The following is a 13,766-nucleotide window of genomic DNA, read 5'->3' as shown; positions in this document are numbered from 1 at the left end:
CTGGTCCCCCGTATCGGAGCCCCGCTCGACAAGGAGTTGGTCAGCCGTGACCGCCGGACTCACCACCGCTCAGTTGACCGAGAAGCACCGCCCCACCCTCGATCAGGCGCTGGACGCCATCCGCACGCGCGCCTACTGGTCCCCGTTCCCCGAGCACCCGAAGGCGTACGGCGCGGAGGGGGCCGTCCCCGGCAGCCTGAGCGCCGCCGAGGGCCGGGCCGCCTTCGAGGCGCTCCGGGGCGAGCGCTTCGAGCTGGACCAGCCGGGCACCGACGGCTGGGCGGGCACCGAGGTCTCGCCGTTCGGGATCGAGCTCGGCATCGAGTATCCGCACCCGGCCGTCGATGAGCTGCTGCCGGCGCTGCGCGCGGCGATGCCGCAGTGGCGCGAGGCGGGCCCGGAGGTGCGGGCCGCGGTCTGCCTGGAGATCCTCTCCCGGATCAACGCCCGCTCGCACGAATTCGCGCACGCCGTCATGCACACCAGCGGCCAGGCCTTCATGATGGCCTTCCAGGCCGGCGGCCCGCACGCCCAGGACCGGGGCCTGGAGGCCGTCGCCTACGCGTATGCGGAGCAGGTCCGCACCCCGGGCTCGGCCGACTGGTCCAAGCCGCAGGGCAAGCGCGATCCGCTGGAGCTGCGCAAGGAGTTCACGGCCGTGCCGCGGGGCGTCTCCCTGCTCATCGGCTGCAACACCTTCCCCACGTGGAACGGCTTCCCCGGCCTCTTCGCCTCCCTCGCCACGGGCAACGCCGTCCTGGTCAAGCCGCACCCGCGCGCGGTGCTGCCGCTGGCCCTGACCGTGCGGATCGCGCGCGAGGTGCTGCGCGAGGCGGGCTTCTCGCCCGACCTGGTGGCCCTGGCCGCCGAGCGGGACGGCGAGGGCATCGCCAAGACCCTGGCCGTGCGCCCCGAGATCCGCATCATCGACTACACCGGCTCCACCGCCTTCGGCGACTGGCTGGAGACCAACGCCCGCCAGGCGCAGGTCTTCACGGAGAAGGCCGGCGTCAACACGGTCGTCATCGACTCCACGGACGACTACAAGGGCCTCCTCGGCAACCTGGCCTTCTCGCTGTCCCTCTACAGCGGCCAGATGTGCACCACCCCGCAGAACTTCCTGATCCCCCGCGGCGGCATCACGACCGACGCCGGTCCCAAGTCCTACGACGAGGTGGTGGCGGATCTGGCCGGCGCGGTCCAGGGCCTGCTGGGCGACGACGCCCGGGCGAACGGCCTGCTCGGCGCCATCGTCAACGACCAGGTCAAGGAGCGGATCGACGCCGCGGGCCGGCTCGGCGAAGTCGCCCTCGCCTCCCGCGCGGTGGAGAACCCCGACTTCCCCGGCGCCACCGTCCGCACCCCGGTCATCGTGAAGCTGGACGGTGCCAAGCCCGACGCCGAGGCGGCCTACTTCTCGGAGTGCTTCGGGCCGGTGTCCTTCGCCGTCGCCGTCGACTCCGCGGCGGACGCCGTGGAGCTGCTGCGCCGCACGGTGCGCGAGAAGGGCGCGATGACCGTCGGGGCGTACACCACGTCGCCCGAGGTCGAGCGGCTGGTGGAGGAGGCCTGCCTGGAGGAGTGCGCCCAGCTCTCCCTCAACCTGACCGGCGGGGTCTTCGTGAACCAGACGGCCGCGTTCTCCGACTTCCACGGCTCCGGCGGCAACCCCGCCGCGAACGCGGCCCTGTGCGACGGCGCGTTCGTCGCGAACCGCTTCCGCACGGTCGAGGTGCGCCGCCCGGTCTAGCCCCGGCCCGGGCCCCCGCCGCCCCAGTGGAACAGCGCCATGGCGACGCTCGTGGCGAGGTTGTAACTGGAGACCTGGGGGCGCATGGGGAGGGCGACCAGCCGGGTCGCCCTCTCGCGCAGCTCGGGCGAGATGCCGTGGCGCTCGGAGCCGAAGGCGATCAGCGCGTCGTCGGGCAGGGTGAGGGAGCGGATGTCATCGCCCTCCGGGTCCAGGGCGTAGAGCGGCCCGGGCGGGAGCTCGGGCAGCGGCAGCCGCTCGACGGCGGTGGCGTAGTGCAGGCCCGCCCCGGCCCGTACGGCGTTGGGGTGCCAGGGGTCCATATCCCCGGTGGTGACGACGCCCGTGGCGCCGAAGCCGGCGGCGAGCCGGATCACGGCGCCGACATTGCCGAGGTTGCGCGGGTTGTCGAGGACGACGACGGGGGCCTTGCGGGGCGCCCGCGAGAGCGCGTCGAGGTTCGCCCTGCGCTCCGGCCGCACGGCGAGGGCGGCCACGCCCGTGGGGTGGATCCTGGGCACCAGCTCGCGCAGGGCCTTGGCGGGGATCTCGACCAGGCGCTCGGCGAGCGTCCCGGTGAGGTCGTCGGCCAGGGCTTCGGCGAGCGCCAGCGCCGCCTCCTTGTCGCTGGTGACCGCGAGCGGCACGTCCGCGCCGAAGCGCAGCGCGTGCTTCAGGGCGTGGAAGCCGTCGAGCAGTACGGCGTCGGGGGCGCGCTCGCCCCACTGCCGGACTGCGGCAGCGGCTTCGTCCTCGGTCATGCCCTCAGCCTACGAGAGTCCTGGCCGCCGCCTCGTCGCCCTCGCGCTGCACCGGGACCTGCTGGGCCCGGGCCGGGAGCAGCCGGTCGCGGGCGCGGCCCGCCGCGGCGCCCAGACGGCGCAGGAAGGAGGTGGGCAGGAAGACCGCGTCGGCCACGATCATCGCCAGGGAGAAGAACGGCAGCCCGAGCAGCAGGGCGATGCCGAGGTGCTCCATCATCATCACACCCAGCAGGACGTTCTTCACCCGCCGGTTGAGCAGGGTGAAGGGGAAGGCGACCTGCACGGCCACGGTGCCGTAGCTGAGCAGCAGCACGAGCAGCCCGCTGCTCGCGAGGGCGTGGGACAGCTCGGGCCAGGGCGAGAAGTAGTCGAGGTGCAGCGGGTAGTAGAGCGCGGTGCCGTCCTGCCAGCGGGAACCCTGGATCTTGTACCAGCCGGCCGTGGCGTAGATCAGGCAGACCTCCGCCATGATCACCAGCACGCCGGCGTTGTGCAGCAGGTTCGCCAGGACGTCGAGCACGGCGCGGGGCTCGCCCGGGCCGTACCGCTGCGCGAGCCACCACAGGCCCTGGACCAGCCAGAGGGCCCACAGGGCGGCGGCCCAGCCGACGCCGGGGAGCGGGCCGTGGTCGGTCCACGACATCCGGGTGTCGCCGAGGATCATCGCCGCGGCCAGGGCGAGCCCGCAGCAGGCCCACAGCACGACGCCCGTCAGGTCGAGGCCCGCGGGCTGCCCGGCCCGCTTCGCCGCCCGGCGGGCGTCGAGGGACCAGACGCGGCCGCAGCGCGTGAGGATCAGGTAGAGCGCCATCAGGTGGATGACGTTGTCGCCGCCGTCGCCGAGGAAGACGCTGCGGTTCTGCAGCGACAGCACGCCGACCATGGAGAGCACGGTCATGGTCCGGGTGCGCCACCCGAGGGCGAGCAGGGCCGCGGTGACGACGGCGAAGGCGTAGACCGCCTCGAACCACAGGCCGCCGTCGGACCAGAGCAGGGCGGTGAAGGCGTGGTTGTCGGCCGTCAGCCGGCGGGCCATCTCCCAGCTCCACGGCCCGTCGGGGCCGTACATCTCGTGCCGGTTCGGCCACTCGCGCAGCAGGAAGACCAGCCACGTGAAGGAGAGGCCTATCCGGATCACGGCCGTCTGGTGGGCGCCGAGCGCGGCTCCGGTGACGCGGTCGATCCCGCGCGAGAGCCGGGCGCCGAGCTGCAGGGACGTGCTCATCGGTTCTTCGCCTCCGTACGGTCGGCGGCGGTGACCGGCCACCAGCCCAGCACCCGGTAGGCGGGCTTGGGCTCGTTCTTCTCGTCGCTCCAGGACGGCGGCGCGACCAGGGTGGTCACGGCGCGCACCTGGACGCGCTGGACGGTCCGGCCGTCCTCCCCGGCGCCGAGCCGGCCGACGACGATGCGCCGGATGTACTGCTCGGAGAGGGCCCCGCGCAGCCCGTTGGGCGCTTCCTTGACGTCGTGGGAGTTGGTGTAGAAGTCCCAGGCGCGGCGCAGCTCGTTCTGCTGCGTGTGGCTGGGGAGGAGGTTGTGGCGGATCTCGGCGCCGTCCCGTGCGGTGAGGTCGGTCCAGCCGGTGACGGTGGTCCGGCCGTCGGGGGCGCGGAGCTCGGCGCGGGCCTGGACAGCGACGTTCTGCTGGAGCGGGTTGGGAGCGAAGAACTTCCAGTTCTGCTCATACTCCGGATAGATGTAGTCGTCTATCGCCGTGGCGTTCTGCTTGGTGACCGTGTTCGACGGCGCCACGTGCAGGAACACCATCCCCAAGTGGACGGCCGCCGTCACCGCTATCACCGCCGCGCCCCCCGCGACGACGAGGCGCGCGGGCAGGGACAGCCCCGCGAGGCCGCCGGCCCGCTCGTGCCCGTCATCCGACTCCATACCCGCCCCGTTCCTGCGTCCGCCGTCTGCTGTGCACCCGAACGGTACCGAGGTCGCCTCGCGGGGCACAGCGCCCGGGGTTATCCACAGGCTTGACACCCCCCGGCGGCCGCACCACCATTGAACCGAACGATCGGTCGGTCGGGCCGGTCGCGCAGCGGGCCGGAGAGGCAGGGGGCAATGCCATGACGACGATGGCGCCGGACGCAGGAGCCCAGGACACCACGGCCCACGAGGCGGTTTTCGACGCCGCAGTGGCCGCGGAGGAGCGCATCGAGCCGCGGGACTGGATGCCCGACGCCTACCGCGCCACCCTCGTCCGCCAGATAGCGCAGCACGCCCACTCCGAGATCATCGGCATGCAGCCCGAGGCCAACTGGATCACTCGCGCGCCCTCGCTGCGCCGCAAGGCGATCCTCATGGCCAAGGTGCAGGACGAGGCCGGCCACGGCCTCTACCTCTACAGCGCCGCCGAGACCCTGGGCACCGGGCGCGACGAGCTGCTCGACAAGCTCCACTCGGGCCGCCAGAAGTACTCCTCGATCTTCAACTACCCCACCCTGACCTGGGCCGATGTGGGCGCCATCGGTTGGCTGGTGGACGGCGCCGCGATCACCAACCAGGTCCCGCTGTGCCGCTGCTCCTACGGGCCCTACGCCCGCGCCATGGTCCGCATCTGCAAGGAGGAGTCCTTCCACCAGCGCCAGGGCTACGAGCTGCTGCTGGCCCTGAGCCGCGGCACCGAGGCCCAGCACGCGATGGCGCAGGACGCCGTGGACCGCTGGTGGTGGCCCTCCCTGATGATGTTCGGCCCGCCGGACGCGGAGTCGTCCCACTCGGCCCAGTCCATGGCCTGGAAGATCAAGCGCCACTCCAACGACGAGCTGCGCCAGCGGTTCGTGGACATCTGCGTCCCCCAGGCCGCTTCCCTCGGCCTGACGCTCCCCGACCCCGACCTCCGGTGGAACGAGGAGCGCGGCCACCACGACTTCGGCGCGATCGACTGGACCGAGTTCCAGGACGTGCTCCGCGGCAACGGCCCCTGCAACGACCAGCGGATCGGTCAGCGCCGGCGCGCCCATGAAGAGGGCGCGTGGGTGCGCGAAGCAGCCGCCGCGTATGCGGCCAAGCACGGAAAGGCGACGGCATGACGAACGCTGACTGGCCGCTGTGGGAGGTCTTCGTGCGCAGCAGGCGCGGGCTCGCCCACACCCATGCGGGCAGCCTCCACGCCCCGGACGCGGAGATGGCCCTGCGCAATGCGCGCGACCTCTACACCCGCCGTTCCGAGGGCGTCTCGATCTGGGTCGTGCCCTCCGCCGCGGTCACCGCCTCCTCGCCCGACGAGAAGGACCCCTTCTTCGAGCCCGCCGCCGACAAGCCCTACCGCCACCCGACCTTCTACGAGATCCCGGAAGGGGTGAAGCACCTGTGACCGACGCACCTGTGACCCTCGGGGAGGCCCCCCTGGCCACGGCCGCCCTGGCCCTCGGCGACGACGCCCTGGTGCTCTCACACCGGCTGGGGGAGTGGGCCGGGCACGCACCCGTGCTGGAGGAGGAGGTCGCCCTCGCCAACATCGCCCTCGACCTGCTCGGCCAGGCCCGCACCCTGCTCTCCCTCGCCGGCGACGAGGACGAGCTGGCCTATCTGCGGGAGGAGCGCTCCTTCCGCAATGCCCAGCTCGTCGAGCAGCCCAACGGCGACTTCGCCCGCACGATCGCCCGCCAGCTGTACTTCTCCGTCCACCAGCACCTGCTGTACGGGCAACTGGCCGCGGGCGACGGCCCGTTCGCGCCCCTGGCCGGCAAGGCCGTCAAGGAGGTCGCCTACCACCGCGACCACGCCGAGCACTGGACACTGCGGCTCGGCGACGGCACGGAGGAGAGCCACGCCCGGATGCAGCGCGCCCTGGACGCCCTCTGGCGGTACACGGGCGAGCTCTTCGAGCCCGTCGAGGGCCTCTCCGTCGACTGGACAGCCCTGCGCGAGGGCTGGCTGGCCGCGGTGACCGAGGTCGTCGAGCGCGCCACGCTCAAGCTGCCGGACGGCCCGCAGAGCGGCGCGTGGACGGCCGGCGCGGGCCGGCAGGGCATCCACACCGAGCCGTTCGGGCGCATGCTCGCCGAGATGCAGCACCTGCACCGCAGCCACCCGGGGGCGTCATGGTGACCGCCTCCGCCCCCCATGAATCCGCTGAATCCGCCCCCCGCGGATCCACCCGCCTCGAAGAAGAGCTCCGGGCTCTGGCCGGGGCCGTCCCCGACCCCGAGCTGCCCGTGATCACCCTGGCCGAGCTGGGCGTGCTGCGCGGCCTGCACGTCACCGGCCCCGGCCGGGTCGAGGTGGAGCTGACCCCCACGTACACCGGCTGCCCCGCGGTCGAGGCGATGTCAGCGGACATCGAGCGCGTCCTGCACGAGCACGGACAGGCCGAGGTGTCCGTCCGCACGGTGCTCTCCCCCGCCTGGTCCACCGACGACATCACGGCCGAAGGCCGCCGCAAGCTGCAGGAGTTCGGCATAGCCCCGCCCCGGCCCACGGGCCCGGCCGGGCCGGTCATGGTCGGCCTGGCCATCCGCTGCCCCCACTGCGGATCCACCGAGACGACGCTGCTCAGCCGCTTCTCCTCCACCGCCTGCAAGGCCCTGCGCCGCTGCGAGGCCTGCCGCGAACCCTTCGACCACTTCAAGGAGTTGTAGATGGCCGCGGCCCGCCACGGCGCCTTCCACCCCCTGCGGGTGGCGGCGGTCGACCCCCTCACCGACGACTCGGTCGCCGTGACCTTCGCCGTGCCGCCCGAGCTGCGCGAGGCCTACCGCTGGGCACCGGGCCAGCACATCGCCGTCCGCCGCACCGCCCGGGACGGCACCGAGATCCGCCGTACGTACTCGGTGTGCATCCCCGCACCCGCCCCGGAGGCGCCCGGGCCCGCCGAGCTGAAGGTGGGGGTCCGGCTGGTAGACGGCGGCGAGTTCTCGACGTACGCCCTCAAGGAGCTGGCCGCCGGGGACACGGTGGAGGTCATGGCACCGGCCGGGCGGTTCGTCCTGGAGCCGCGGGCCGGGCACTTCGCGGCGATCGTGGGCGGCAGCGGCATCACCCCCGTGCTGTCCATCGCCTCGACGCTGCTGGCGCGGGAGCCCGGGGCCCGGTTCTGCCTCATACGCAGCGACCGGACCACGGCCTCCACGATGTTCCTGGAGGAGGTCGCCGACCTCAAGGACCGCTTCCCCGACCGCTTCCAGCTGGTGCAGACCCTCTCCCGCGAGGAACAGCAGGCCGGGCTGCCGGCCGGGCGGCTGGACGAGGAGCGGCTGACCCGGCTGCTGCCCGCCCTGGTGCCGGTGGAGGAGATAGGCGGCTGGTTCCTGTGCGGGCCCTACGGGCTGGTGCGCGGGGCGGAGCGGGCGCTGCGCGCCCTGGGAATCGGGCGGGACCGCATCCACCAGGAGATCTTCCACGTGGAGTCCGGCGTCGAATCCGGCGCGGGGTCCGCTCAGCCCGCGGGCAGCGCCGGGGAGCGGGCCGCCACCTCCCCCGCGCGCAGCACGGTGACCGCCACGCTGGACGGGCGCAGCGGCAGCTGGCCGGTGCAGGAGGGGGAGACCCTGCTGGAGGCCGTGCTGCGCAACCGCGCCGACGCGCCCTACGCCTGCAAGGGCGGGGTGTGCGGGACGTGCCGGGCGTTCCTGGTCCGGGGCGAGGTGCGGATGGACCGGAACTTCGCGCTGGAGCCGGAGGAGGTCGAGGGCGGTCATGTGCTGGCGTGCCAGTCGCATCCGGTGACGGAGGAGGTGGAGCTCGACTTCGACCGCTGAGTTCCCATGAGTTCCCATGAGGCCCCATGAGCTCCCGCGCGTTTGAAGTCCCATGAAGTCCCATGAAGTCCCGTGAAGTTCGCGCATTTGAGGTCCCATGAGGTTCCGCCCGCTTGAAGTCCCATGGGGTTCGCACGCTTGAGGCCCCATGACCTCCCGCCCGCTTGAAGTCCCGTGAGGTTCCGCACGCTTGAGGTCCCATGCGTTCCCAATTACTCCCGCTCCCCCTACATTGACGGACCGTCATATCCGGGTGTTGCCGAGCCGGCAACGGGTGCGGGAGGACGGCGGCAGTGGACTTCACCTTCAGCGAGGAGCAGCAGGCGGCCGCCGAGGCGGCGCGGGCCGTGTTCTCCGGGGTCTCCCCCGACGGCGTGCCCAGCCCCGTGCTGTCCCGGGGCCCGGTCGCGGAGGACTTCGACCGTGCGCTGTGGCGCAGGCTGGCCGCGGCGGATCTGCTGAGCCTGACCGTCGGCACCCGGCACGGCGGATCGGGGCTCGGGCCGATCGCCCTGTGCCTGGTGCTGCGGGAGGCCGGTCAGGTGCTCGCCCGGGTGCCACTGCTGGAGGCCGGGGCCACGGCGCTGGCGCTGAGCACGCACGGCGGTGCGGCGGGGGCGCGGATCTTGCCGGCGCTCGGGCGCGGCGAGCTGGTCGTCACGGTCGCCTCCAACGGCCGGACCGGGCACGATGCGGCGGAGCTCTCGGTCGCCGCCCGGCCGGCGGCCGGGGAGGGATGGGTCTTCGACGGCCTGCAGACGGCCGTGTCGTGGGCGCCGTGCGCCGATCTGATCGTCGTCCCCGCGTGCGATGCGGACGGCCGTGCCGTGCTCGGGCTCGTCCCCCGCGACCGCCCCGGGGTCGCCCTGGGCCTGCAGGTGTCCACGAACGGCGAGCGGTACGCCGAAGTGCGGCTCGACTCCGTACGGCTCGACAGCACGCAGGTGATCACCGAGGAAGGGGCCTGGCCGCGGCTGCGCGCGCTGCTCACCGCCGGGACGTGCGCGCTCGCGCTCGGAGTGGGGACGGCGGTGTGCCGTATGACCAGCACGTACACGAGCAAGCGGGAGCAGTTCGGCTTCCCGCTGGCCACGTTCCAGGCGGTGGCTATCCAGGCCGCGGACCGCTATGTCGACCTGCGGGCCATGGAGGCCACGCTCTGGCAGGCCGCGTGGCGGCTGGAGACCGGTGCGGGCGGGGACCTGCCCGCCGACGCGGACCTCGCCGTCGCGAAGGTGTGGGCCTCGGAAGGCGTGCGGCGCGCGGTGCAGACCGCGCAGCACCTGCACGGCGGCTTCGGCGCCGACACCGGCTACGCCCTGCACCGGTACCACGCCTGGGCCAAGCAGCTGGAGCTGTCGCTGGGCCCGGCCGCGGCGCACGAGGAGGCGCTGGGCGACCTCCTGGCCGCCCACGCGCCCGAGGACTAGAGCCCGCCGGAGCCGGCTACAGCCACGGCCGCAGCCGCAGCCGCAGCCGCAAACCCGGCTACCGCTAGATCACGGTCCCGGGAGCGCCGTTGCCGTCCACGACCGGGCGGCCGGCGGCCTCCCAGACCTGCATGCCGCCGTCGACGTTCACCGCGTCCAGGCCCTGCTGCACCAGATAGGCGGTGACCTGCGCGGAACGGCCGCCCGAGCGGCAGATGACGTTGATCCGGCCGCCGTCCGGCGCCTTCTCCGTCAGCTCGCCGAAGCGGGCCACGAAGTCGCTCATCGGGATGTGCAGAGCGCCCTCCGCGTGGCCGGCCGCCCACTCGTCGGCCTCGCGCACATCCAGCAGAAAGTCGTCGGACGAGAGGGCATCGACGCCGACCGTGGGAATTCCGGAACCAAAGCTCATGCCCACGACGCTACCCGACCATTTCCCGCAGCTGCGCCTCGCGCTCGGCGACCTGGGCGCGCAGGCTCTCGGCGATCTCCTCCAGCAGGCCGTCCGGGTCCTCCGGCGCCATCCGCAGCATCGAGCCGATCGCCGACCCCTCCAGCTCGGCTGCCAGCCCCGACAGCATCTCCTTGCGCTGCGCCAGCCACTCCAGGCGGGCGTAGAGCTCCTCCGCGCGGTCCAGGGGACGCGGCTCCGGCGCCGGGCCCGCGGCCCACTCCGCGGCCAGGGCGCCCAGGAGGTCCTCGTCACCGGCCGCGTACGCGGCGTTGACGCGCACGATGAACTCCTCGCGGCGCAGCCGCTCGGCCTCGTCCCGCGCCAGGTCCGGGTGGGCCTCGCGGACCAGCTCCCGGAAGGCCCGGCGGGCCCCGTCGCTCGGGCGGACCCGGCGGGGCGGGCGGACCGGCTTCTCCGTGAGCATCGCCGTGCCCTCCGGGGACAGCCCGTCCGAGTCCAGCCAGCCGCCGAACAGCTCCTCCACTCCGGGCATCGGCTGCACCAGCGCGCGGGCCTCGCGGGCCTTGCGCAGGTCCTCCGGATCGCCGCTGCGGGCGGCGACGGCCTCGGCGATCTGTGCGTCCAGCTCTTCGAGGCGGGCGTAGACGGGGCCGAGGCGCTGGTGGTGCAGGCGGGAGAAGTTCTCCACCTCCACGCGGAACGTCTCCACGGCGATCTCGAACTCGATCAGTGCGGTCTCGGCCGTGCGGACGGCTTGCTCCAGGCGGGAAGTGTCTGCTTCCGGATTCATCACCCGACCAGCGTAGTTCCCTCCGGGAGGGGTGCCGGGAACGCGGTGCCCGGCACTGTACGGAGGTTCCTCTAAACGCCCATTTCCGCAGGTACGCGCCCCGCGCGGATCGCACGGACCAAGGTTTGGTGATCGGCTTCCGTCTGGTCCGCGTAGGCCCGGGCGAACGCGGCCACCGCCTCGTCCAGGGCCTCGGACTTGCCGCAGTAGGCGGCTATCAGGCGCGGGTCCGTGGTGTGGGAGTGGGCGCGGGCGAGGAGCGCGCCGGTGAGGCGGGCGTAGTCGTCCAGCTCGGCGGGGGCGAGGGCGGCCGGGTCGACGCTGCCCTTGCGGTTGCGGAACTGCCGCACCTGGTACGGGCGCCCCTCGACCGTGGCCCAGCCGAGCAGCACGTCGCTCACGACCTGCATCCGCTTCTGCCCGAGCACGACCCGCCGCCCCTCGTGCCCGTCCGGCGGCAGCGCGAAGCCGGCCTTCTCCGCGTACGGCAGCAGGACCGAGGGCCGGGCCTCCTTCACCTGGAGGACCAGCGGCTCCCCGCGGTGGTCCAGGAGCAGCACCACGTACGAGCGCAGCCCCACGCTCCCGGTGCCGACGACGCGGAACGCCACGTCCTGCACCTCGTACCGGGCGAGCAGCGGCAGCAGCTCCTCCGGGAGGGTGCCGAGGTAGCCGCCCAGCGCCGAGGCGACCGCGGCCGCCCCGGCGTCCGGCAGGCGGCGCAGCACCGGCGGGGCGTCCACGAAGCGCCGCCCACCGTCCGCCTTCTCCGTGGCCTTGGCGGCGAAGCGGGCGCTCGTGTTCCGCCGGGCCTTCTCGGAGACGCGCTCCAGCGTGCCGGTGAGGTCGCGGGCGTCCGCGTGGGAGACGAGCCGCTCGTCGGCGATGGCGTTCCAGGCGTCCGCGACGGGCATGCCGGCGAGCAGCCGCATCGTGTGCCGGTAGGAGCCCGCGGCGTCCCGCGCGGCGGCCCGGCAGGTGGCCTCGTCCGCGCCCGCCTCCCGCCCGGCCAGCACCAGCGAGGCGGCGAGCCGCTTCACGTCCCACTCCCAGGGCCCGTGCAGGGTCTCGTCGAAGTCGTTGAGGTCGATGACGAGTTCGCCGCGCGCGTCGCCGTAGAGCCCGAAGTTGGCGGCGTGGGCGTCGCCGCATATCTGGGCGCCGGCCCCGGTCACGGCGGTGTCCATCAGGTCGTACGCCATGAGCCCGGCGGACCCGCGCAGGAAGGCGAACGGGGAGGCGGCCATCCGGCCGACCCGTATCGGCGTGAGCTCGGGCAGCCGGCCCGCGTTCGAGGCCTCGACCTCGGCGACCGCGTCCGGCCGGTCCGGCCCGGGGGCCCACCGCGCGTGCGCGGACCGCGGCACGCGTTCCCGCAGCGCCTTGCCCTCCGCCTTCGGTGCCCCCGCCGCCCCCTTGGGACCGGCGGAACGGGCGAATCCCGGTACGTACGGCAGTCGCGACATCGCGCCCACCTCCCCCTTCATACGTCTCTTACGTCGTGCTCCGCACAGCTCTTACGTCGTGACCTACGTCGTGAGGTCGTGACGTACGTACGTCGTGACGTAGGTCGTGCTCCGCTCGTCGCGCTGCGATCGGATGCCGAGAACCTACCGGCGGAGCGCCCGCAGGAGACAGGGGAGGGGAACGCCGGACGGGCAGCCGGTTCAGGCGCACAGGGGCGTGACGGTTCCCGTCACGCGCCGCCGCCGCGCCGGCAACCGGCGCGTCCCCGCCCGCGCGGCGACGAGGTGGGCGACCGAGGCCAGGGTGATGTGGCGGTGCCAGCCCTGGAACGAGCGGCCCGCGAAGTCCCGGACGCCGGTGTGCTCGGAGATCTCCGCGAAGTCGCGCTCGACGACGTCCGTGAGCCGGGTCAGCCGCAGCAGCGTGATGAGCGGCAGCCGCCGGGAGTCGGTGAGCCACAGCCGGGACGGCCACCGGCCGGAGGAGCGCCAGTCGCCCATGAGGAGCATCGGCCGGTGGTGGACGGCGCCGGGCACGCCGCCGGGCGCAGGGCACGCCAGCAGCACGGGAATGGCGCTCACCACGCCGAGGTGCATGCCGCCGCCCGACGCGTCAGTCCACTCCACCTGGCGGCGCATCCGCTTCATCGAGGAGATCAGGCTCAGGGCGGGCACCTCCTTGTCGCTGTACCCCTGCAGCAGGGAGCCGTCGACCCGCAGCGGCGTCGCGCCGTCGATGCGCAGGAGCAGGGAGGCGCCCGCGCGGGCGAAGCGCCCCACGGTCGTCCCCGCGTCGAGCCCCTCCACGTCCACGACGACGGGGCGCCGGCGCAGGCCCCAGGCCTCGGCGGCCTCCAGGGCGACGGATCCGGCGTGCTCCTCCAGGGAGACGACGCGGCTGGCGTCGGGTATGTGGGCGCGGCTGCGCCGGGCCGGGTCCTCCAGCCAGTTCCTGGAGAGCACCAGGCTCCAGTTGAAGGGCACGCTGATCCGCTCCGAGGCGCTCCACGCGCCGAACGCCCGCTGCCCGTTGACGGTCTGGCCCAGGTGGGGGAGGAACTGCTGGTCGACGCCGACCGAGTGGATCCCCGCCTTGGGGATGACGGTGGAGTTGACCACCCACGCCTGGGGGCGCACGGCCTCGTCCGCGAGCCGGGCCAGCGCGCCCCGGACGGGCGCCCAGTTCCAGGACGACGCGGTGATGAAGTGATGGACGCTCTGCTGGAGCGCCTTTCCGCCGATCTGTTCCGCGACGTTGCGCAGGGTCTTGCGGCCCTCCGCCGCCAGCAGGCCGCGTACGTACTGCTCGGCCATCCGGCGCTGGTCGTTCCGCGCGAGGGAAGCGAACAGTTCCGGCTCCACGTCCCAGCGGTCGGCGAGGGCTGCCGTCCCGCTGGGCACAGGGCCGGGTTGCGCGGATCTGACTTCCATCGGATCTCC

General features: G+C 73.4%; 14 protein-coding genes. 7 read left to right on the top strand and 7 right to left on the bottom strand.

All coding sequences use genetic code 11. The features are described 5' to 3' along the window. Positions 1 to 46: 46 nt before the first annotated feature. A complete protein-coding gene (gene paaN / locus IF61_RS0115045; protein ID WP_030366886.1) occupies positions 47 to 1,750 on the top strand; it encodes a phenylacetic acid degradation protein PaaN in 1,704 nt (567 codons plus the stop codon). On the opposite strand, the gene IF61_RS0115040 is transcribed toward paaN, so the two are convergent. Genes IF61_RS0115040 through IF61_RS0115030 form a run of 3 tightly spaced genes read right to left on the bottom strand, consistent with a single transcriptional unit; the run spans position 1,747 to position 4,404 of the window. Beyond that, a complete protein-coding gene (locus IF61_RS0115040; protein WP_030366885.1) occupies positions 1,747 to 2,511 on the bottom strand; it encodes a TrmH family RNA methyltransferase in 765 nt (254 codons plus the stop codon). The two genes, paaN and IF61_RS0115040, sit on opposite strands and share 4 nt — an antisense overlap. A 4-nt stretch (positions 2,512 to 2,515) precedes the next feature. Next, on the bottom strand, positions 2,516 to 3,739 hold the full coding sequence (locus IF61_RS0115035) for an HTTM domain-containing protein (RefSeq protein ID WP_030366884.1): 1,224 nt from the start codon (positions 3,737 to 3,739) through the stop codon (positions 2,516 to 2,518). Beyond that, positions 3,736 to 4,404 carry a DUF5819 family protein gene (locus IF61_RS0115030; protein WP_052392700.1) on the bottom strand — a complete coding sequence of 223 codons (669 nt, stop codon included), beginning with the start codon at positions 4,402 to 4,404 and terminating at the stop codon, positions 3,736 to 3,738. Before IF61_RS0115030 ends, IF61_RS0115035 begins: the two co-directional genes overlap by 4 nt. Before the next feature lie 185 nt (positions 4,405 to 4,589). Between IF61_RS0115030 and paaA the strand changes: the two genes are divergently transcribed. The 6 genes from paaA to IF61_RS0115000 all read left to right on the top strand — a co-directional run bounded on the left by paaA (position 4,590) and on the right by IF61_RS0115000 (position 9,655). Next, positions 4,590 to 5,555, top strand: coding sequence for a 1,2-phenylacetyl-CoA epoxidase subunit PaaA (gene paaA / locus IF61_RS0115025; RefSeq protein WP_030366882.1), 966 nt, complete (start codon positions 4,590 to 4,592; stop codon positions 5,553 to 5,555). Further along, positions 5,552 to 5,839 (top strand): 1,2-phenylacetyl-CoA epoxidase subunit PaaB, encoded by a 288-nt coding sequence (gene paaB, locus IF61_RS0115020; RefSeq protein WP_030366881.1) that lies wholly within the window; start codon positions 5,552 to 5,554, stop codon positions 5,837 to 5,839. Before paaA ends, paaB begins: the two co-directional genes overlap by 4 nt. After that, a complete protein-coding gene (gene paaC, locus IF61_RS0115015; RefSeq protein ID WP_245684510.1) occupies positions 5,836 to 6,576 on the top strand; it encodes a 1,2-phenylacetyl-CoA epoxidase subunit PaaC in 741 nt (246 codons plus the stop codon). Before paaB ends, paaC begins: the two co-directional genes overlap by 4 nt. Next, entirely contained in the window at positions 6,570 to 7,106 is a 537-nt protein-coding gene (gene paaD, locus IF61_RS0115010) for a 1,2-phenylacetyl-CoA epoxidase subunit PaaD (RefSeq protein WP_030366879.1), read from the top strand. The genes paaC and paaD overlap by 7 nt, the downstream gene beginning before the upstream one ends. Continuing rightward, on the top strand, positions 7,107 to 8,225 hold the full coding sequence (locus tag IF61_RS0115005; RefSeq protein ID WP_030366878.1) for a 2Fe-2S iron-sulfur cluster-binding protein: 1,119 nt from the start codon (positions 7,107 to 7,109) through the stop codon (positions 8,223 to 8,225). A 293-nt stretch (positions 8,226 to 8,518) separates the two neighbouring features. Next, positions 8,519 to 9,655: an acyl-CoA dehydrogenase family protein gene (locus IF61_RS0115000; RefSeq protein WP_030366877.1), complete on the top strand. Its 1,137-nt coding sequence runs from the start codon at positions 8,519 to 8,521 to the stop codon at positions 9,653 to 9,655. Between the two features lie 64 nt (positions 9,656 to 9,719). Here IF61_RS0115000 and IF61_RS0114995 read toward each other — a convergent pair whose 3' ends face one another. From IF61_RS0114995 to IF61_RS0114980, 4 genes are all read right to left on the bottom strand, one after another. After that, positions 9,720 to 10,067 (bottom strand): rhodanese-like domain-containing protein, encoded by a 348-nt coding sequence (locus IF61_RS0114995; protein ID WP_030366876.1) that lies wholly within the window; start codon positions 10,065 to 10,067, stop codon positions 9,720 to 9,722. A 10-nt stretch (positions 10,068 to 10,077) separates the two neighbouring features. Continuing rightward, entirely contained in the window at positions 10,078 to 10,860 is a 783-nt protein-coding gene (locus IF61_RS0114990) for a J domain-containing protein (RefSeq protein WP_043189194.1), read from the bottom strand. 71 nt (positions 10,861 to 10,931) lie between these two features. Next, on the bottom strand, positions 10,932 to 12,347 hold the full coding sequence (locus IF61_RS0114985) for a DUF2252 domain-containing protein (protein ID WP_030366875.1): 1,416 nt from the start codon (positions 12,345 to 12,347) through the stop codon (positions 10,932 to 10,934). 180 nt (positions 12,348 to 12,527) lie between these two features. Continuing rightward, the gene (locus IF61_RS0114980) at positions 12,528 to 13,757 is read right to left on the bottom strand and encodes an IS701 family transposase (RefSeq protein WP_078660220.1); all 1,230 of its coding nucleotides are present in this window, start codon (positions 13,755 to 13,757) and stop codon (positions 12,528 to 12,530) included. Positions 13,758 to 13,766 lie beyond the last annotated feature (9 nt).

The sequence above is a fragment of the Streptomyces roseoverticillatus genome, assembly GCF_000719265.1.
In the GTDB taxonomy this organism is placed as follows: Bacteria; Actinomycetota; Actinomycetes; order Streptomycetales; family Streptomycetaceae; genus Streptomyces; species Streptomyces roseoverticillatus.
This window is presented reverse-complemented; position numbering and strand designations above follow the sequence as displayed.

Excerpts from the sequence above, each read along its gene's own strand:
- IF61_RS0114995 (WP_030366876.1), bottom strand. The coding sequence starts at position 10,067 with ATGAGCTTTGGTTCCGGAATTCCCACGGTCGGCGTCGATGCCCTCTCG.
- paaD (WP_030366879.1), top strand. The coding sequence starts at position 6,570 with ATGGTGACCGCCTCCGCCCCCCATGAATCCGCTGAATCCGCCCCCCGC.
- IF61_RS0115005 (WP_030366878.1), top strand. The coding sequence starts at position 7,107 with ATGGCCGCGGCCCGCCACGGCGCCTTCCACCCCCTGCGGGTGGCGGCG.
- IF61_RS0114980 (WP_078660220.1), bottom strand. The coding sequence starts at position 13,757 with ATGGAAGTCAGATCCGCGCAACCCGGCCCTGTGCCCAGCGGGACGGCA.
- IF61_RS0115035 (WP_030366884.1), bottom strand. The coding sequence starts at position 3,739 with ATGAGCACGTCCCTGCAGCTCGGCGCCCGGCTCTCGCGCGGGATCGAC.
- paaB (WP_030366881.1), top strand. The coding sequence starts at position 5,552 with ATGACGAACGCTGACTGGCCGCTGTGGGAGGTCTTCGTGCGCAGCAGG.
- paaA (WP_030366882.1), top strand. The coding sequence starts at position 4,590 with ATGACGACGATGGCGCCGGACGCAGGAGCCCAGGACACCACGGCCCAC.
- IF61_RS0114985 (WP_030366875.1), bottom strand. The coding sequence starts at position 12,347 with ATGAAGGGGGAGGTGGGCGCGATGTCGCGACTGCCGTACGTACCGGGA.
- IF61_RS0114990 (WP_043189194.1), bottom strand. The coding sequence starts at position 10,860 with ATGAATCCGGAAGCAGACACTTCCCGCCTGGAGCAAGCCGTCCGCACG.
- IF61_RS0115030 (WP_052392700.1), bottom strand. The coding sequence starts at position 4,404 with ATGGAGTCGGATGACGGGCACGAGCGGGCCGGCGGCCTCGCGGGGCTG.
- IF61_RS0115040 (WP_030366885.1), bottom strand. The coding sequence starts at position 2,511 with ATGACCGAGGACGAAGCCGCTGCCGCAGTCCGGCAGTGGGGCGAGCGC.